At 42.9% G+C, this 19986-nt stretch carries 17 protein-coding genes and 2 pseudogenes; 16 read left to right on the forward strand and 3 right to left on the reverse strand.

Going from position 1 to position 19986, the window contains the following annotated elements; genetic code table 11:
* Positions 1-101: 101 nt before the first annotated feature.
* On the reverse strand, positions 102-644 hold the full coding sequence (locus HMPREF1149_RS10660; protein ID WP_000456530.1) for a TetR/AcrR family transcriptional regulator: 543 nt from the start codon (positions 642-644) through the stop codon (positions 102-104).
* Positions 645-811: 167 nt separating this feature from the next.
* On the opposite strand from HMPREF1149_RS10660, the gene HMPREF1149_RS10665 reads away from it, so the two are divergent.
* The 9 genes and pseudogenes from HMPREF1149_RS10665 to purB all read left to right on the forward strand — a co-directional run bounded on the left by HMPREF1149_RS10665 (position 812) and on the right by purB (position 8202).
* Entirely contained in the window at positions 812-1321 is a 510-nt protein-coding gene (locus HMPREF1149_RS10665) for an HXXEE domain-containing protein (RefSeq protein WP_000025438.1), read from the forward strand.
* A 59-nt stretch (positions 1322-1380) separates the two neighbouring features.
* A pseudogene (locus tag HMPREF1149_RS11655) lies at positions 1381-1455 on the forward strand (IMP cyclohydrolase); the annotation flags it as partial.
* A 121-nt stretch (positions 1456-1576) separates the two neighbouring features.
* Entirely contained in the window at positions 1577-2836 is a 1260-nt protein-coding gene (purD, locus tag HMPREF1149_RS10670) for a phosphoribosylamine--glycine ligase (protein WP_000772232.1), read from the forward strand.
* A gap of 59 nt (positions 2837-2895) precedes the next feature.
* Entirely contained in the window at positions 2896-4089 is a 1194-nt protein-coding gene (locus HMPREF1149_RS10675) for an ATP-grasp domain-containing protein (protein WP_000797337.1), read from the forward strand.
* Between the two features lie 19 nt (positions 4090-4108).
* The gene (gene purE / locus HMPREF1149_RS10680) at positions 4109-4597 is read left to right on the forward strand and encodes a 5-(carboxyamino)imidazole ribonucleotide mutase (protein ID WP_000802562.1); all 489 of its coding nucleotides are present in this window, start codon (positions 4109-4111) and stop codon (positions 4595-4597) included.
* Positions 4584-5675 (forward strand): 5-(carboxyamino)imidazole ribonucleotide synthase, encoded by a 1092-nt coding sequence (purK, locus tag HMPREF1149_RS10685; protein ID WP_000099069.1) that lies wholly within the window; start codon positions 4584-4586, stop codon positions 5673-5675. The genes purE and purK overlap by 14 nt, the downstream gene beginning before the upstream one ends.
* Positions 5676-6626: a ketopantoate reductase family protein gene (locus HMPREF1149_RS10690; RefSeq protein ID WP_001216939.1), complete on the forward strand. Its 951-nt coding sequence runs from the start codon at positions 5676-5678 to the stop codon at positions 6624-6626.
* A 10-nt stretch (positions 6627-6636) separates the two neighbouring features.
* A pseudogene (locus tag HMPREF1149_RS11605) lies at positions 6637-6862 on the forward strand (phosphoribosylaminoimidazole carboxylase).
* Positions 6863-6903: 41 nt separating this feature from the next.
* On the forward strand, positions 6904-8202 hold the full coding sequence (gene purB / locus HMPREF1149_RS10700; protein WP_000610723.1) for an adenylosuccinate lyase: 1299 nt from the start codon (positions 6904-6906) through the stop codon (positions 8200-8202).
* Positions 8203-8259: 57 nt separating this feature from the next.
* Here the strand turns inward: purB and strH are convergent, their stop codons facing one another.
* Complete coding sequence (gene strH, locus HMPREF1149_RS10705) at positions 8260-12291, reverse strand: LPXTG-anchored beta-N-acetylhexosaminidase StrH (protein WP_000764178.1); 4032 nt, start codon at positions 12289-12291, stop codon at positions 8260-8262.
* Positions 12292-12585: 294 nt separating this feature from the next.
* Positions 12586-13344 carry a GntR family transcriptional regulator gene (locus tag HMPREF1149_RS10710; RefSeq protein ID WP_162281877.1) on the reverse strand — a complete coding sequence of 253 codons (759 nt, stop codon included), beginning with the start codon at positions 13342-13344 and terminating at the stop codon, positions 12586-12588.
* Positions 13345-13623: 279 nt separating this feature from the next.
* Here HMPREF1149_RS10710 and HMPREF1149_RS10715 point away from each other — a divergent pair, with 279 nt between their 5' ends.
* The 7 genes from HMPREF1149_RS10715 to HMPREF1149_RS10745 form a co-directional block, all read left to right on the forward strand.
* A complete protein-coding gene (locus HMPREF1149_RS10715; protein ID WP_000196622.1) occupies positions 13624-15411 on the forward strand; it encodes a glycoside hydrolase family 35 protein in 1788 nt (595 codons plus the stop codon).
* Positions 15408-15884 carry a PTS sugar transporter subunit IIB gene (locus HMPREF1149_RS10720; protein ID WP_000156968.1) on the forward strand — a complete coding sequence of 159 codons (477 nt, stop codon included), beginning with the start codon at positions 15408-15410 and terminating at the stop codon, positions 15882-15884. Before HMPREF1149_RS10715 ends, HMPREF1149_RS10720 begins: the two co-directional genes overlap by 4 nt.
* 26 nt (positions 15885-15910) lie before the next feature.
* The gene (locus tag HMPREF1149_RS10725; protein ID WP_000616992.1) at positions 15911-16816 is read left to right on the forward strand and encodes a PTS mannose/fructose/sorbose/N-acetylgalactosamine transporter subunit IIC; all 906 of its coding nucleotides are present in this window, start codon (positions 15911-15913) and stop codon (positions 16814-16816) included.
* Positions 16803-17624 (forward strand): PTS system mannose/fructose/sorbose family transporter subunit IID, encoded by an 822-nt coding sequence (locus HMPREF1149_RS10730; RefSeq protein ID WP_000185284.1) that lies wholly within the window; start codon positions 16803-16805, stop codon positions 17622-17624. The genes HMPREF1149_RS10725 and HMPREF1149_RS10730 overlap by 14 nt, the downstream gene beginning before the upstream one ends.
* 3 nt (positions 17625-17627) lie before the next feature.
* Positions 17628-18032, forward strand: coding sequence for a PTS sugar transporter subunit IIA (locus tag HMPREF1149_RS10735; protein ID WP_000045700.1), 405 nt, complete (start codon positions 17628-17630; stop codon positions 18030-18032).
* 223 nt (positions 18033-18255) lie between these two features.
* Positions 18256-19422: an SIS domain-containing protein gene (locus tag HMPREF1149_RS10740; protein WP_000936019.1), complete on the forward strand. Its 1167-nt coding sequence runs from the start codon at positions 18256-18258 to the stop codon at positions 19420-19422.
* A 10-nt stretch (positions 19423-19432) separates the two neighbouring features.
* The coding region (locus HMPREF1149_RS10745; RefSeq protein WP_009068025.1) for a tagatose 1,6-diphosphate aldolase at positions 19433-19986 on the forward strand (554 nt) is incomplete at its 3' end.

Raw genomic sequence — 19986 nt, forward strand, 5'->3', positions numbered from 1 at the left:
CTTTTTGTATGTCTAAAACAATAAGCATTTTAGTGTTAGAAATTATTAAAATGATTTGTCAGAGCTGTTCATGACTAATCTCGAAAAACTCAGTTTCTCACTTAACTATTTTTCATACGTTTTATGGTGTTTAAGGTTGTTGTGACTAGCTTGTTAACAGGCATGGCTTTATAATCTCCTTTTAACCATTCATCAAAAATATTGTAGAGACCTCCAATAATGAATCTACTATCATAGGTGATTTGCCTTTGATTACTGTTTGTGATATGCCAAGGTGCCATGACAGTAGTATAAGCAGCAGGAAGCTTATCATAAGACCTTTGCAAGATAAGCACTAGCAGGTTTGCGTCTTGCAAGATTTTTAATGGCTCAGTGTACTGGCTCCAATACTGAAAGAAAAGGTTCACTAAATCTTCAAAATTAGTCAGTTTTGCTGTTTGAAGTTCGATAATATAGTCTTGAATTAAGCGGTCTAAATAGTTCGTAAGAACTTCCTCTTTTGAATGGTAATAACGATAAAACGTTCGTCTAGCAATTTGAGCATGCTCGCTGAGTTCAGCAATGCTGATATTTTGGAGAGACTTCTTAGTTGCTAATAAATCGAACAAGGCTTCTTCCAGCCATTGCCGCATTTGATATTCCATGATATTTTTCCTTTCCTGTCACACTTTTGGTCAAACTGTGCCAATTTCTCTTAACCTCTTGTTTTTGTAACAGTTTATCTTTATACTAAAAGTGTTGCGCGTGATATATGATTATCATTTATTCTTAACATTGTACAATTGTTAGTTGTTATTAAGGAGGTAAAGATATGAGCATTCTTTTTAATGTTTGGATGCTACCTATTTTATTTATTTTACACGATTTTGAAGAAATGATTTTTATGCCCTTGTGGAAAACACGGCATCATCAAAAATTAGAAACTTTTAAGAAACCGTTCTTTGGTTCCGTTACGCAAGGCTCCGCTTTTGCAGTAGGTGTGTTGGAGGAATTTATCATCCTGGTGTTTATTTCTGGATTCTGCCAAATAACTCACAACACTTTACTCTATTTATCTTTTGTAATAGCTTATACATCTCATTTCATAATCCATTATATCATGTGCATGCGATTTAGGGGTTATGTTCCTGGAGTCGTCACAGTAACTCTAGAATTGCCAATGGTTCTAATGATTATTTCCCACTATTGGTCTTCTGACGTTCCTTTGTTATCAGTCTTTGTCTATCTTTTATTAGCCATGATAATAGCTTTTACGAATCTTAAAATAATGCATCTCATTATGCCAAAAATCCAAACACATCTAGAAAAATATGCGAAATGAAAAATGATTAAATGAGAGTTACTTTTTAACCTTTCTGATATAACTGGTTAATGAGTAGCCAAGAATCCATCGAAGCAGCGGATAAATACGGCTTGACTATGGTCTTCACAGGCGTAAGACATTTTAGACATTAAAAATATAAAAGGGAAGAAAACAGTTTCTTTCCTTTTTTGGCTTAAAATGCTAAGTGAAACAAGATTAAAACGAACGTTTGTGATATAATGTTAGTAAATAATTCGCAAAAGAGGTTGAGAGATGAAGCTGTTAGTTGTCGGTTCGGGTGGTCGTGAACATGCGATTGCTAAGAAGTTGCTTGAATCAAAAGACGTTGAAAAGGTCTTTGTAGCTCCTGGAAATGACGGGATGGTTCTGGATGGGCTGGGGTTAGTAAATATCTCTATTTCCGAACATTCTAAGTTAATTGAATTTGCAAAGGTCAACGATATCGCTTGGACCTTCATTGGGCCGGATGATGCTCTTGCCGCTGGAATAGTGGATGATTTCAATGCAGCAGGCCTCAAGGCTTTTGGTCCGACTAGAGCTGCAGCGGAGCTGGAGTGGTCCAAGGATTTTGCTAAGGAAATCATGGTCAAATACGACGTTCCGACAGCAGCCTATGGCACATTTTCGGATTTCGAGGCAGCTAAGGCTTATATCGAAGAGAAAGGCGCTCCAATCGTTGTTAAGGCGGATGGATTGGCGCTCGGGAAAGGTGTCGTCGTTGCGGAGACGGTTGAGCAAGCAATCGAAGCAGCCCATGAGATGCTTTTGGACAATAAATTTGGTGACTCAGGCGCGCGTGTGGTCATCGAGGAATTCCTTGAAGGGGAGGAATTTTCATTCTTTGCCTTTGTCAATGGGGACAAGTTCTACATCATGCCGACGGCTCAGGATCATAAACGTGCCTATGACGGCGACAAGGGCCCTAACACGGGCGGTATGGGTGCCTATGCGCCAGTTCCTCACTTGCCACGGAGCGTGGTTGACACAGCAGTGGAGACCATTGTTAGGCCGGTCCTTGAAGGGATGATTAAAGAAGGTCGTCCTTATCTTGGTATTCTTTACGCAGGGCTTATTTTAACAGCTGACGGCCCTAAAGTTATCGAGTTCAATGCTCGTTTTGGAGATCCTGAAACGCAAATCATCTTGCCTCGTTTAACATCTGACTTTGCACAAAATATTACAGATATCCTAGATGGCAAGGAGCCGAACATCACGTGGACGGACAAGGGTGTGACTCTGGGTGTGGTTGTCGCATCCAATGGCTACCCACTAGACTATGAAAAAGGTGTCAAGTTGCCAGCCAAGACCGAGGGTGACATCATTACCTACTATGCAGGGGCTAAGTTTGCGGAAAATAGCAGAGAACTGCTATCCAACGGCGGACGTGTCTACATGCTCGTCACCACAGCTGATACTGTCTCAGCTGCGCAGGAAAAAATCTACGACCAACTAAAAAAACAAGACACAACAGGTCTTTTTTATAGGCATGATATTGGTGGTAAGGCTTTGTAAATCAAATCTATGAAACTTTTAGCCGTGAGACTTAAAAATAGACTTCAGGTGTTTGAAAAATGAAAAATAGATTGCTATTTTTAGAAGGTTCAAGCTTGACCTCACGAGAAACTTTGACAGTTTTGTTGAAAGAAAGCTATAAAATTGATGTGTTATCTCCTAGAAGATTTTCCATTGCATACTTCAGTCGTCTAACCCATAGAGTTCCGATAGTTGATGTGAATCGTTTTCCTGTAGATTATCTGAGACAGGTTAGTCAGTTGCTTCATAAAACCAATTACAAGGCCATTTTGCCAACACATGAAGAAGGCTGGTTATTGGCAAATGGGAAACAATTTTTGCCTCAATCGCTACCAATCGCCCTTGCTGATAAAGAGCAGTTTAAAATGTTGGCTGGAAAGATTGCTTTTGCTGAAACTGCGGATTTATTAGGACTTCCCACACCTAAGTGGGAGTACGTGAAAGATGCAGACTCTATACTGTTAGACTATCCTTATTGGCTGAAAGCAGATTATGGTACTGCCGGTCGCTCGGTTTATAAGATTTCAAGTAAGAAAGATTTGGCTGAAGTGACGAGCAAATTAACAGCGAGTGATGAGGAATGGATGGTTCAGCAAGACATAGTTGGAGACTATGGTCAGGTTCAAGCAGTGTTTGATCATGGAGAATTACTCGCAGTGCATTCTAGCGTAAAAGTAGGTTCTGGCGCGGGTGGTTCGGCTGCGGCAAGATTAAGCATAGAATCTAAAATAACGAGAGAGCATGTTGAAAAATTAGGACAATACATACAATGGCATGGTTGCCTAACCCTAGATTTTATACGTAGGGGAGATCAATTTTACTATATAGAGTGTAACCCTAGAATGGTAGAGCCTGCTAACGCTTATAAAGCAGGAGTTAATTTTCCAAAAATCATGATAGAACTAGCCAGTCATAGCTACGCTAAATCTGAGGTCATTCTTGGTCAAGCAGGCGTTGAGACGCATAGTCTGATGGCTTTGATTATTGGAACAGCTGAGAAGACGAAAAGTAGAAGAAAAATATTGCAGACAATAAAGTACTGGCTTTTAAGATGTGATAGTGAAGAAGTGTTGACACCTATATGGAAGGATTTGCCGAGCATTATACCTCTTGTGACAATTATACTTCGTTTATTGATAAAACCTAAGAGCGTTGAAAATCTGGTTAATCAGACTGTTCAACATTATAGTGTTGAATCAGCTACTGTAAAAAATATTGAGCAAAAGAATTAGTTTATTCAGAGGAGAAAATATGAAACCAATTATTTCCATCATCATGGGCTCTAAATCCGACTGGGCAACCATGCAAAAAGCCGCTGAAGTCCTCGACCGCTTCGGTATAGTCTACGAAAAGAAGGTTGTCTCTGCCCACCGTACACCAGACCTCATGTTCAGACATGCGGAAGAAGCACGTAGCCGTGGCATCAAGGTCATCATTGCAGGTGCGGGTGGCGCAGCCCATTTGCCAGGGATGGTAGCTGCCAAAACAACCCTTCCTGTCATTGGTGTGCCTGTCAAATCGCGTGCCCTTAGTGGCGTGGACTCACTCTACTCTATCGTGCAGATGCCGGGAGGCGTACCTGTTGCAACCATGGCTATCGGTGAAGCAGGAGCGACAAACGCTGCCCTCTTTGCCCTCCGTCTCCTGTCAGTAGAGGATCAGGCTATCGCGACAGCTTTGGCAGATTTCGCAGAAGAGCAAGGAAAAATCGCAGAGGAGTCTACCAATGAGCTCATCTAAAACAATCGGAATTATCGGTGGCGGTCAGCTTGGTCAGATGATGGCCATTTCTGCTATCTACATGGGGCACAAGGTCATCGCGCTGGATCCTGTGGCGGATTGTCCAGCCTCTCGTGTGGCGGAAATCATCGTGGCTCCCTATAACGATGTGAACGCTCTCCGTCAGCTGGCTGAGCGATGTGATGTCCTCACCTATGAGTTTGAAAATGTCGATGCTGACGGTCTGGATGCGGTTATCAAGGAAGGACAACTCCCTCAAGGGACAGGTCTGCTCCGCATTTCTCAAAATCGCATCTTTGAGAAGGACTTCCTCTCAAACAAGGCCAAAGTCACCGTTGCACCTTACAAGGTTGTGACCTCAAGCCAAGATTTGGCAGATATCGACCTTTCTAAAAACTATGTCCTCAAGACGGCGACAGGCGGTTACGATGGGCATGGACAAAAGGTTATTCGTTCGGAAGCAGACTTGGAGGGAGCCTATGCGCTAGCTGACTCAGCAGACTGCGTTTTGGAAGAATTTGTCAACTTTGACCTTGAAATTTCTGTCATTGTATCAGGGAATGGCAAGGATGTTACGGTTTTCCCAGTTCAGGAAAATATTCACCGAAACAACATCCTTTCAAAAACTATTGTGCCTGCTCGCATTTCAGAAAGTTTAGCAGCCAAAGCCAAAGCTATGGCCGTGCGAATTGCTGAGCAGCTCAACCTGTCTGGAACCCTTTGCGTGGAAATGTTTGCGACGGCTGATGACATCATTGTCAATGAAATTGCGCCACGTCCACACAACTCAGGACACTACTCTATTGAAGCCTGCGACTTCTCGCAATTTGACACCCATATCTTAGGTGTTCTCGGAGAACAATTACCAGCCATCAAACTGCATGCCCCAGCTGTCATGCTTAATGTCCTCGGTCAGCACGTCGAGGCCGCTGAAAAATATGTCACAGAAAATCCAAGCGCCCACCTCCACATGTATGGTAAAATAGAAGCGAAGCACAACCGCAAGATGGGACATGTGACCTTGTTTAGTGATGTGTCGGATGAAGTTGAAGAGTTTGGGAAAGGGATTGATTTTTAGGTGAGAATAGCAATTTTAGGTCTTGGGGTTATCGGGACCATTTATGCCTATGCTTTTCAAAAAGCAGGTCATCAGGTAGAGCACGTGCTGAGAGAAAGTAAGAAAAGTACAGCACCAAACGTTTTGCCAGTTGATTTGCTAGATGGCCGTTATGTTTCCAAAGGTGAAAATAAACGGGATACCTATGTGGTTCATGTGGCGGAAGATCATGCGGAATATGATTTTATTTTTATCAGTGTGCGTCATGGTTTTGTAAAAGAAGCCGTGGAAACCTTGCGAGAAAATCGGATTAAAGGAACTCTCGTTTTCTTCTGTAATTTCTGGAATACGCGAGAGGAAGTAGAGAAATGGCCAGGGGAGTATGACTATATTCTCGCATTTCCTACAGCTGGTGGTCATATGAATAAGGATCATTTAGATGGCGTCTTGTTCGACCATTTAATGTTAGAAGGGGAGAAAAAAGCACACATCCCCAATTATGCTGACTTGACGGATTTGCTGACTTCAGCAGATTTGAAGTGGGAGGTTCCCCATGATATGGTCGAGTGGATTTGGATTCACATGGCGATTAATGCGGGTGTCACCTCGACAGCTGCACGCTCGGGAAATCTAGAAAATCCAGAAAAATTGGCTTTGAACTTGATGAACAGTTCTTCGGAATTATCATTAGCCATCAAGGCCATTCGAGAGGCTTTGAAAGTCGTAGAAGCGCGTGGTGTGAATTTGAAACTTTACAAAGCAGAACTCTTGCCTTATAAAATTCCCGCTTGGATTGCAGGGAAGGCCATGAAAGCTATGTTTGCGAAAAATGAGCTGACCCGAAAAATCATGACCTTGCATAATGATAAACAAGATATCTTTTACTGTTGTCAAAGTGTCTATCTGACAGGTCAGGAGTTGGGTGTTGAGATGCCTATTCTGGAAGCCAATATGAAGGGGGCTTCTGTCTAGAGTATTCTGGTTGTGCAATGGTTTTATTGAACAAGATAAGACTGTGGAGCAGTCGTCTAGGTCTTGTATGCTAGTGGGGATCACGAAAAGGTGAAAGACAAGTATGAAGAGCTAGTAGCTCAGCACCCAGAAAACTATTTGGCGATTTGTGATTTGGCACTTAACACTAATCTCTATATTTTATCATGTTGCTTATTGTGTTTATTGGGAAAGAGGAGTCTGGGTTACTTAGATAGCTTATTTCCCAAAGGTTAAGAAGAAAGGAAAAATTAACAATATGATCAACCGTTACTCTCGCCCTGAGATGGCGAACATTTGGAGTGAAGAAAATAAATACCGTGCTTGGCTTGAGGTGGAAATCTTGGCTGATGAGGCATGGGCTGAGTTGGGGGAAATCCCTAAGGAAGATGTGGCTTTGATTCGCGAGAAGGCGGACTTTGACATCGACCGTATTTTGGAGATTGAGCAGGAGACACGTCACGATGTGGTGGCTTTCACGCGTGCGGTTTCTGAGACTCTTGGTGAAGAGCGTAAGTGGGTTCACTATGGCTTGACTTCTACTGACGTTGTGGACACGGCCTACGGTTACCTTTACAAACAGGCTAACGACATCATTCGTCGTGACCTTGAAAACTTCACCAACATCATCGCTGATAAGGCTAAGGAACACAAGTTCACCATCATGATGGGGCGTACCCACGGTGTGCACGCTGAGCCAACAACTTTTGGTCTTAAATTGGCGACTTGGTACAGCGAAATGAAACGCAATATCGAGCGTTTCGAGCATGCAGCTGCTGGTGTGGAAGCTGGTAAGATTTCTGGTGCGGTTGGGAACTTTGCCAACATTCCACCATTTGTAGAGAAATACGTCTGCGACAAATTGGGTATCCGTGCTCAGGAAATCTCTACACAGGTTCTTCCTCGTGACCTTCATGCTGAGTACTTTGCAGTTCTTGCCAGCATCGCGACTTCTATCGAGCGTATGGCAACGGAGATTCGTGGTCTTCAAAAATCAGAACAACGCGAAGTGGAAGAGTTCTTTGCCAAAGGGCAAAAAGGTTCATCTGCAATGCCTCACAAACGCAACCCAATCGGTTCTGAGAACATGACAGGTCTTGCGCGTGTCATCCGTGGTCACATGGTGACAGCTTATGAAAATGTCGCTCTCTGGCACGAACGTGATATTTCCCACTCATCAGCTGAGCGTATCATCACACCAGATACGACTATTTTGATTGACTACATGCTCAACCGTTTTGGAAATATCGTCAAGAACTTGACGGTATTCCCAGAAAACATGATCCGCAACATGAACTCTACTTTTGGTCTTATCTTTAGCCAACGTGCTATGTTGACCTTGATCGAGAAGGGAATGACGCGTGAGCAAGCCTATGACTTGGTGCAGCCAAAAACAGCCTACTCCTGGGACAACCAAGTAGATTTCAAACCGCTTCTTGAAGCAGATCCAGAGGTGACTTCTCGCCTGACTCAAGATGAAATCGACGAAATCTTCAACCCTGCATACTACACTAAACGAGTGGACGATATCTTTGAACGTATCGGACTCGGTGACTAATCCTAACAATAAAAAGCGAGATTCAATCTCGCTTTTTTATATGCTTGTCTAAGGGGGTTAATCTTCTTTTCTCTTAGTGAGGCCGTAAGCTGCTAGTGTGGCCAGGAGTCCTGCTGCGACCAAGCCTGCAGAGTCTTGACTTCCTGTTGCAGGAAGTTGTTTTTCTTCTGCTTTGCTAGCAGTTGGTTCAGCTTGCTCAGCTTTCTCAACGGCAGTTCCGACTTCGACCACCTGAGCGACCGCTTCCTGCGATACCGCACTATTGACAAGGGTTCTTTCTTCCTTGCCATCAGCAGTAGTGCTGACAGAGTAGAAAATCGTACGACGACCATTTACACCAGTAACGACGACTTGACTTTGTCCTTTTGGTAATTGAGGATTTTCACGTGTCACGGTAGTGAAAGGAATCTCTTCTTCTTGGATGTCCAGTCTAGGTTTTTCTTCTGCGGCTGGGGCAAGACCGTGTTCATCCCCTACATGGGTAACAAGGGTTCCGACTTCAATGACTTGTGTCACTGCTTCTTGCGTTACAAGGCTATCGACAAGAGTCTTCACTTCTTTACTATCAGCAGTAGTGCTTACAGAGTAGTAATGACTGCGACGACCGTTAATACCTTTGGTAAGGACTTGAGTCTTCCCTTTGAGCAAGAGTGGATTTTCACGTGTCACGGTAGTGAACGGAATCTCTTCCTCTTGGATGTCCAGTCTAGGTTTTGTCTCTGCGGCTGGAGCAAGACCGTGTTCATCCCCTTTGTGAGTAATAGGGGCGCCGATTTCAACCACTTGGGTCACAGGTTCTTTGGTTACTTGGCTATCTAGAACAGTTTCTGTTTGTTTCCCATTTTCAGTAAGGACTGAGATGTAATGAGTGCGTTCGCCCTCTACACCTGGTGTGATGATCTTTTCCTGACCAGCTGGGAGATTTGGATTTTCCTTCTTGATAACTTCAAATGGAATCTTTTCTGCTCTTGTGATGAGTTCAGGTTTGGTTTCAACATTGGCAGCTAGTTCGTTTTCATCGAGGCTTCCTGAGTAGGTTGCTGCTGGTTTGAGGCCTAGGCGGGCTGCTTTGAGTTTGGCTACGAGAGCGTCTAACTCAGCTTGTTTGTTACGGTTGAGGTTGTAGTTGAGAGCTTCTTTAGCTGCATTTAGGGCATCCAAGCTTTCCTTACTGTATCCATCCAAGCTTGCAGGGATTTGAGCAAGTTCCTCGCGGAGGGCGTTGTAGTTAGCGCGGAAGTAGTCTTTGTTATGGTCTGCAAAGGCAGTCATGAGTTCAAAGATTTCTTCTTCCTTGTACTCAGCACTTGGTTTGTCTGCCCAGATGGCAAGCATGCTTCCAACTGTTGGAAGGTCTACCTCAGGATACTTGGTAGATGCAAGCTGGTTAAATGGCACTTTACCAGAGTTTTCAAGTGCTTTTGATAGTGGGTAGGCTTCATCTGGTTTGTGATTACCTAGCACGTAGTACCAGTCTCCGTTGGTGTTGAGGAGTTTATAGCCTTTGCTTGCTAGGTACTGAGGCGTCGCAAGGTTGTAACCCCACCATCCTTTAGACCAGTAAGAGATGATGACATCCTTGTCAAACTCAACATCATCCTTGTCTTCATAGTAGAAACCATCATTGAAGGCCATTGGTTGAAGACCTCTTTCTTTGGCCATAGCAGCAAGGGTGTTAGAGTACTCAGCAAACTTGCCATAGAGTCCATACCATTTGAGGTAGTACCAGCCTTGAGCGTTGGTGGCATCATTGGCATATTCGTCTGTACCGTAGTTGAAGATCTTTGTCTTGCCTGCAAAGAAGTCCATGTACTTGCCGATGAGGGCTTTGACAAAATTCATCGCCTCTTCGTTTTCAAGGTCCATGGTTGTTTTGGATACCTTGTCAAAGTTGGCTTGAGGATTCTTGATTCCAAGTTTTTCCATAGCAACCAGCATGGCATCCATGTGACCTGGGCTGTTGATTGCTGGGATGAGTCCGAGGCCTTTTGATTTTGCGTACTCGATCAATTCAGTGATTTCAGCTTGACTAAGAGTGGTTCCGTTTGGATCATCGTAGTAAGCTTTTGTTCCTTCGATAATGGCCTTCTTGACATCGTCACTTGCATAAGTTTTGCCGTTAGCTGTGATGGTCATGTCATCAAGGAGGAAGCGAAGTCCGTCATTTCCAAGAAGGAGATGGACATCAGAGTAGCCGAGTTCGCTCGCCTTGTCTACGATGCGTTTGAGTTGGTCGAGCGTGAAATACTTACGTCCAGCATCGATGGAAATTACCTTGTTCTTGGCAAGTTTCTCAACTTCGCGTTTCGCGTCTTCTTCTTTTTGAGCTTCTGGTGTGAAGGTCAAATTGTTTACAGCTTCTTGGAGTTTCGCGATTGCTTGATCAATAGTGTCTTGTTGGGCGCGACTGAGGTTGCTATCGAGTGAGCGAATGGCTTTTTCAGCTTCTTTTACAGCTGCGACACTTTCTGCAGTATAGCGTTTAAGGTCTGTTGGGACTTCTTTCAGAGCTTGCTCAGCAGACTCATAATCAGCCGCGAAGTATTCAGCATTGGCATTTGCGAAGCTACGCATGAGTTTGAAGAGGCGTGATGGTGAATAGCGTGCAGATGGGGTGTCCGCCCAAGCAGCTACCATACCCCCGATGAACGGGATATCTGCGCCATCAGATTTTGGTACAGAAGTGATTGGAGTGTTCTTGATACCATTGAGTCCTTGGTCGAGGTTGTACCAGCCTTGACCATCGGCATTTCGTCCGAAAACATAGTACCAAGCATCGTTGGTATTAAGGATTTGGTGTCCTTTTTCAACTAGAAGTTTAGAAGAAGCGACGTCGTATCCGCCCCATCCACCAGTCCACATAGAAACGATGATGTCTTTGTCAAAGGTTCCAAAGCTAGTATCGCTATTGTAGTAGATACCATCGTTAAAGGCCATTGGTTTGAGACCGTGAGATTTGACGATACTAGCAAGGTCATTAGCATAGGCGATAAATTTCTCATATCCTCCTACAGGGTACCCTTCATTTGGATAGTATTTATCAGCCTGGAGAACGCTCCATCCTTTGGCATCTGTAGCATCGTTAGCATACTCGTCCAGTCCAATATTGAAGATGTCAGATTTGCCAGCGAAGTAAGCAGCATACTTGTCAATCAGAGCCTTGGTAAAGGCAACTGCCTCCTTGTTATCAAGGTCAACGGTACGAGCAGATTCCTTGCCAAAGTAGTTGAAGTTCGGTTTTTGGATGCCTAGCTCTTTCATGGCATGCAAAATCGCATCCATATGACCAGGGCTGTTTACAGTTGGGATGAGACCAATGCCTTTGTTTTTAGCGTAGTTGATCAAGTCTGTCATCTGACTTTCTGTCAAATGGTTGCCGTTTGGATCCTTGTAGTAGGCATCGGTTCCGTTTTCGAGTGCACGTTTGACATCGTCACTTGCATAGGTTTTGCCATTGGCTTTGATCGTCATGTCGTCCAACATAAAACGCATGCCATCATTTCCAACTAGTAAATGAAGATCAGTATAACCGTAGTGTTTGGCTTTGTCGATGATTTCTTTGAGTTGCTCTGGAGAGAAGTACTTGCGTCCAGCGTCGATTGAGATCATTTTTCTTTTTGCCAGTTTTTCATTTACTTGAGATACACGTTCAGTGCTAGGAGTGGCCACTGCAGGTGTGACGGCTTCATTTTTCTTTTCTGAAGGAGTACTTTCAGCAGGAGTTTCAGCTGGGGCAGGGCTTTCTTTCTCGGCAGTAGGAGTTGGAGCAGCATTTTCTGTCACAACTGGTGTGCTTGACTCTTCTGTTTTTGGAGCAACTGTTCGAGGAGCCTCCTGGTCTTCCTTGACCTCCTCTTTTACAGGTTTGTCAGCCTTTTCTTCCAGTTTTTCTGGAACCTTGGAGCCTACAGCTTCTTTGACTGCTTGTGGACTCTCCTGAATAGTTTGAACAGTTTCTTCAGCTGTTGGAGCTGGAGTAATCCCGTCGGCAGATACGACTTGTGCGCTAAAAGCAAATCCTATCAGTACAGAAGCTGCCCCAACCGCGTATTTACGGATGGAGAAGCGCTGTTTCTTTTCTAGTTTCATGACAAAACCTCCTTGTTATTATTATGTATGATAGCGTTTACATAAAACCGATTTTATTTTATTATCTAAGGAGTAAAATGTCAAGTGGGTTTATATAAGAACTATAATAAATAGAGGAAATCATAAGATTTAGAAGAAAATTATTTCCAGAAATGAGAAAGAGAAAGCTAATATTTAACTTGTTTTTAGTAAAAACGCTACTAATTAAATAAGAACCTTTCATAGCGTTCTCACAACTTCTTTCTCGTGCTATAATGAATATAGAAAAAGCCTGAGCTGGGCTCAAGCTTTCTCTTAATGACCTCGATTACATGAGAGGAATTTAATTTTGTAGTAGTCTGCTCGCTTATACGTTTCACTATAGGCGAGGACTTGGCCAGTAGCCTCAAGTTTAGTAGTCTTCGTTTGGAAGACAGTTGGAAATTGCGTATCGATTCCAAGTACAGAAGCAACGTGCTCTGGTGTTGGAAATGCGATTTCATTGATTTCCTCAAAATGTTCATCGTTCATGTGAATGCGGTAATCCAATTTGAAACGTTTATAGATAGAACTATAATAGTCAAGATTTGGATAGTTGGCATTGATGTATTGTTCAGGAATATAAGATGTGTGGTAGATGTAAGTTACGCCATTTGTTTGACGGGTACGTTCAATTTTGTAGTAGAACTGATCTCCACGTAATCCAAGCTTCTCTAAGTATTCAAGCTTGTTTCCACGCTCGATAGAAAGGACAGTAACTTTATCATCTTTTGTTTCAAAGATTTCGACATCTGAAAACTCAACGAGTTTGTGCTTGCGGGCACGTGAAACGAAAGTACCTTTACCTTGTTGGCGGACAATATAGCCGTCTTTTGCAAGGTCATTCAAAGCACGCACAACAGTGATTGAACTAACATCATACATCGCGATCAATTCTGCTTCTGTATAAAATTTATCTCCACTTGCAAATTGACCAGAGATGATTTTGTTTTTTAATTCATCTTTAATATATTGGTATTTTGGAATAGCCATAATTTCACCTCGATTCTCTTTCTCCAATTTTGATTCTACCATAAATACAGACAAATTAGTAGTATTTAGGTAAAAAAAATTAAAATAATAGACTAAAAATGTTATGTTACATGTAAAGAATTCCATTTTATAACCTTGTGAATTATCATACATTAAAATATCGCTTTCATGCTATTTTTAGATAATTTTGGTAAATGGTAAGTAAAAAAATAGAAAAATTTTAAAGAATTTTCTAAAACCTATTGACAAATGCAAAAGATTTGATTATATTTAATATTATAATAAATGAAAGCGCAAACTTAATTCGTCAGAGGTGGTAACATGACAAGATTTAAAATTGAGGACGATTTCTATTTAGATGGGAAGCCGTTCAAGATTTTGTCTGGCGCCATTCATTATTTTAGGATTCCAGCAGAGGATTGGTATCATTCTCTCTATAACTTAAAGGCGCTTGGCTTTAATACAGTCGAGACCTATGTGGCTTGGAATTTACATGAACCCGTTGAAGGGGAATTTGATTTTGAAGGTGCCAGAAATTTGGAGAGGTTTCTTCAAATAGCACAAGATTTGGGTCTCTATGCCATTGTACGCCCGTCTCCATTTATCTGTGCGGAATGGGAATTTGGTGGCTTGCCGGCTTGGCTCTTGACCAAGGACATGCGAATCCGCTCGTCCGACCCGGCCTATATCGAGGCGGTTGCTCGCTATTATGACCAATTATTGCCGAGGCTTGTACCTCGCTTGTTGGATAATGGCGGGAATATTCTCATGATGCAGGTTGAAAATGAATATGGCTCTTATGGAGAAGATAAGTCTTATCTACGAGCAATTCGGAAATTGATGGAAGACCGAGGGATTGATTGCCCACTCTTTACTTCAGATGGCCCATGGAGGGCTACTTTGAAAGCCGGAACCTTGATTGAAGATGATCTCTTTGTGACAGGGAACTTCGGTTCTAAGGCTCCTTATAACTTTTCACAGATGCAGGAATTCTTTGATGAGCATGGCAAGAAATGGCCTCTCATGTGTATGGAATTTTGGGATGGTTGGTTCAACCGTTGGAAAGAACCCATCATCACACGGGATCCTAAAGAATTGGCAGAAGCTGTTCGAGAGGTATTGGAGCAAGGTTCTATCAACCTTTACATGTTCCATGGTGGTACAAACTTTGGTTTCATGAACGGTTGCTCGGCTCGAGGAACTCTGGATTTGCCACAAGTCACATCTTACGACTATGATGCCCTTCTCGATGAAGAAGGAAATCCAACTGCTAAATACCTAGCAGTCAAGAAGATGATGGCAACCCACTTCCCAGAGTATCCACAGTTGGAACCACTCTATAAGGAAAGCATGGGGATGGGGTCCATTCCATTGGTCGAAAAAGTTTCCTTGTTTGAAACTCTGGATAGTCTCTCCAGTCCTACTGAAAGCCTCTATCCAAAAGCGATGGAAGAACTTGGTCAAAGTTATGGCTACCTTCTCTACCGCACTGAGGCAAGTTGGGATGCAGAAGAGGAACGTCTCCGCATCATCGATGGACGTGACCGAGCTCAACTCTTTGTAGATGGTAAATGGATTGCTACTCAATACCAGACAGAGATTGGTGAAGATATCTACTGTCAGGGAAATCGAGAAGGCTGTTCAGAGATTGATATCCTGATCGAAAATATGGGGCGTGTTAACTATGGACACAAGTTCTTAGCAGATACGCAACATAAAGGAATTCGTACAGGTGTCTGCAAGGATCTGCATTTCTTACTGAATTGGAAACAATATCCACTGCCACTGGATAATCCTGAGAAGATTGATTTTTCAAAAGGATGGACAGAAGGACAACCAGCCTTTTACGCTTTCGACTTTGCGGTCGAAGAGCCAAAAGATACCTACTTAGACTTGTCTGAGTTTGGTAAGGGAGTTGCCTTTGTCAACGGGCGTCACCTAGGGCGTTTCTGGAACGTCGGCCCGACCCTCTCACTTTATATCCCTCATAGCTATCTCAAGGAAGGTGCTAATCGCATCATCATCTTTGAAACTGAGGGCGAATATAAAGAAGAGATTCACTTAACTCGTAAACCTACACTAAAACACATAAAGGGGGAAAACTTATGACAATTGTAGGATGCCGTATCGATGGACGTTTGATCCACGGTCAAGTAGCCAATCTTTGGGCTGGAAAACTAAATGTTTCACGCATTATGGTTGTAGACGACGAAGTTGTTAACAACGATATTGAAAAGAGTGGTTTGAAGCTTGCGACACCACCAGGTGTGAAACTCAGTATCTTGCCAGTTGAGAAAGCAGCAGCAAATATCCTTGCTGGTAAATACGATAGCCAACGTCTCTTTATCGTTGCACGTAAACCAGACCGTTTCCTTGGTTTGGTCGAAGCAGGTGTTCCGCTTGAAACACTCAACGTCGGCAATATGTCTCAAACACCAGAAACTCGCTCTATCACACGTTCTATCAACGTGGTAGACAAGGATGTGGAAGATTTCCACAAACTAGCAGAAAAAGGTGTGAAACTCACTGCTCAAATGGTTCCAAATGATCCAGTTTCAGACTTTTTGAGCTTACTAAAATAGGAAAAAATTTTTAGGAGGTCATTGTTATGATACAATGGTGGCAAATTTTACTTCTCACTTTGTACTCAGCTTATCAAATCTGTGATGAGTTGACAATCGTTTCATCTGCAGGTTCCCCTGTATTCGCTGGTTTTATTACTGGTTTGATCATGGGAGATGTGACAACTGGTTTGTTTATCGGTGGTAGCTTGCAGTTGTTCGTTCTCGGGGTTGGTACCTTCGGTGGTGCTTCTCGTATCGACGCAACTTCTGGTGCGGTTCTTGCAACAGCATTCTCTATCTCTCAAGGTATTGATACAGATCTTGCAATCACAACAATCGCTGTACCAGTAGCAGCACTTTTGACATACTTCGACGTTCTTGGACGTATGACTACTACTTTCTTTGCACACCGTATTGATGCTGCGATCGAACGCTTTGACTACAAAGGTATCGAACGCAACTACCTACTTGGTGCAGTGCCTTGGGCTCTTTCTCGTGCCCTTCCAGTATTCTTCGCTCTTGCTTTTGGTGGTGCTTTTGTACAATCAGTAGTAGACCTTGTTAAAGAATATCAATGGATTGCAGATGGTTTGACACTTGCAGGACGTATGCTTCCAGGTCTTGGATTTGCAATCTTGCTTCGTTACCTTCCAGTTAAACGTAACCTTCACTACCTTGCAATGGGATTTGGTTTGACAGCTATGTTGACTGTTCTTTACTCATATGTAACAGGTCTTGGTGGAGCTGTTGCGGGTATCCTTGGTACTCTTCCTGCTGATGTTGCTGAAAAGATTGGCTTTGCTAACAACTTCAAAGGTTTGTCTATGATCGGTGTTTCTATCGTAGGTATCTTCCTTGCAGTTGTTCACTTTAAGAACAGCCAAAAAGTAGCTGTAGCAGCACCTTCTACACCATCAGAAAGTGGGGAAATCGAAGATGACGAATTCTAATTACAAACTTACAAAAGAAGATTTTAATCAAATCAACAAACGTAGCTTGTTTACTTTCCAATTAGGTTGGAACTACGAACGTATGCAAGCTTCTGGTTACCTTTACATGATCTTGCCTCAATTGCGTAAAATGTATGGGGATGGAACTCCTGAATTGAAAGAAATGATGAAAGTTCATACTCAATTCTTCAATACTTCACCATTCTTCCACACAATTATCGCTGGTTTTGACCTTGCCATGGAAGAAAAAGATGGTGTAGGTTCAAAAGATGCCGTTAACGGTATCAAGACAGGTTTGATGGGACCATTCGCTCCTCTTGGAGACACAATCTTTGGTTCACTTGTACCTGCTATCATGGGATCTATCGCAGCAACTATGGCTATCGCTGGCCAACCATGGGGTATCTTCCTTTGGATCGCGGTTGCAGTTGCTTATGACATCTTCCGTTGGAAACAATTGGAATTTGCCTACAAAGAAGGGGTTAACCTTATCAACAACATGCAAAGTACTTTGACAGCTTTGATTGACGCTGCATCTGTACTTGGTGTCTTCATGATGGGTGCTCTTGTAGCAACAATGATCAACTTTGACATTTCTTACAAATTGCCAATCGGTGAAAAGATGATTGACTTCCAAGATATCTTGAACTCAATCTTCCCACGCTTGCTTCCAGCAATCTTTACTGCCTTTATCTTCTGGTTGCTTGGTAAGAAAGGTATGAACTCTACTAAAGCGATCGGTATCATTATCGTTCTTGCAGTAGGTCTTTCATTCATCGGTAAATTCTTGCTTGGAATGGGCGCATAATTTATGAGTAAATCATTAATTTTGGTGAGTCATGGTCGTTTCTGTGAAGAACTTAAAGGTAGCACAGAAATGATCATGGGTCCACAGGACAACATTCATGCAGTGGCTCTTCTTCCAGAAGATGGCCCAGAAGAATTTACTGCCAAATTTGAAGCTGCTATCGAAGGATTGGATGATTTCCTAGTCTTTGCGGACCTTCTCGGCGGAACACCTTGTAACGTGGTAAGCCGTTTGATTATGGAAGGTCGCGACATTGAACTCTACGCAGGGATGAATCTTCCAATGGTGATTGAATTTATCAATGCGAGCCTTACAGGTGCAGATGCGGACTACAAGAGCCGTGCTGCAGAAAGCATCGTAAAAGTCAATGACCTGTTAGCGGGCTTCGATGATGACGAAGATGAATAATACTCTTCGAAAATCAAATTCAAACTACGTCAGCGTCGCCTTGCCGTACTCAAGTACAGCCTGCGGCTAGCTTCCTAGTTTGCTCTTTGATTTTCATTGAGTATAAGATGTGACAACGTGAAAATCGTTAGAACAGCTTGTATAGAATATACATGGGAATGGGAGTCACTCCCATTCCCATATTTTCAATAGGAATGAAACAACAATAGATTAGAGGAACTCTATGCTAAATTACACAAAAGAACAATTACTTGAACTGGGTGCAGAAATCACGACTCGTGAAATCTACCAACAGCCTGATGTATGGAAAGAAGCTTTTGAATCTTATCAAGCACAACGTGAAGAAATTGCAGCCTTCCTACAAGGAATTGCGGATAAACATGATTATATTAAGGTTATCTTGACAGGGGCTGGGACTTCTGCTTATGTGGGAGATACCTTGGTACCATACTTTAAGGAAGTCTATGATGAACGCAAATGGAATTTCAATGCTATTGCGACAACTGATATTGTTGCCAATCCAGAAACTTATTTGAAAAAAGATGTGGCAACTGTCCTTGTTTCCTTTGCTCGTAGTGGGAATTCGCCTGAAAGTGTGGCGACGGTTGATTTGGCTAAAGCCTTAGTGGACGACCTTTACCAAGTGACCATTACTTGTGCAGCAGATGGTAAATTGGCTCTTCAAGCTCATGGCGATGACCGCAATCTCTTGCTCTTGCAACCAGCTGCTTCCAATGACGCTGGATTTGCCATGACTTCTAGCTTTACGTCCATGATGCTAACAGCTCTCTTAGTTTTTGATCCTACAGAACTTGCTGTGAAAGCTCAACGTTTTGAAGTTGTGACTAGCCTTGCGCGTAAGATTCTAGACAATGCAGCAGATGTTAAAGAGCTTGTAGACCTTGACTTTAACCGTGTTATCTACCTGGGCGCTGGTCCTTTCTTTGGCCTTGCTCATGAAGCTCAGTTGAAGATTTTGGAATTGACTGCTGGTCAAGTTGCGACTATGTATGAAAGCCCAGTTGGCTTCCGTCACGGTCCAAAATCATTGATCAACGAAGACACAGTTGTTTTGATCTTTGGCACAACGACAGACTACACTCGCAAGTACGACTTGGACTTGGTTCGTGAAGTTGCTGGTGATCACATTGCTCGTCGTGTTGTGCTTTTGAGTGATCAAGCCTTTGGTCTTGAAAAGGTCAAGGAAGTGGCCCTTGGCTGTGGTGGTGTCTTGAACGATATTTACCGTGTCTTCCCTTACATCGTTTATGCCCAACTCTTTGCCCTTTTGACTTCACTCAAGGTAAAAAATAAACCAGATACACCGTCTCCTACTGGTACCGTAAACCGTGTGGTACAAGGTGTGATCATTCATGACTATCAAAAATAAGGAAGTATCTATGAGTAAATTACAATTAAGTTCCAATAAAGTAGCCTGTTTGCAAAAACTCTTTGACGAGAACGGCATTATCTCAGCCCTTGCCTTTGACCAACGTGGTGCTTTGAAACGCCTCATGGCTCAATACCAAACAGAAGAGCCAACAGTGGCTCAAATGGAAGAACTCAAAGTCTTGGTTGCAGATGAATTGACTAAATACGCATCCTCTATGCTTCTCGACCCAGAGTATGGTCTTCCAGCTACAAAAGCGCTTGATGCCAATGCTGGTCTTCTCCTTGCTTATGAGAAAACTGGCTACGACACAACAAGCACTAAACGCTTGCCTGACTGCTTGGATGTTTGGTCTGCCAAACGCATCAAAGAACAAGGCGCAGATGCAGTCAAATTCTTGCTTTACTATGACGTAGACAGCTCTGACGAACTCAACCAACAAAAACAAGCTTATATCGAACGTATCGGCTCTGAGTGTGTGGCAGAAGACATTCCATTCTTCCTTGAAATCCTTGCTTACGATGAAAAAATCGCTGACGCTGGCTCTGCAGAATACGCAAAAGT

Source organism: Streptococcus sp. BS35b (genome assembly GCF_000286475.1).
Taxonomy (GTDB): domain Bacteria; phylum Bacillota; class Bacilli; order Lactobacillales; family Streptococcaceae; genus Streptococcus; species Streptococcus oralis_W.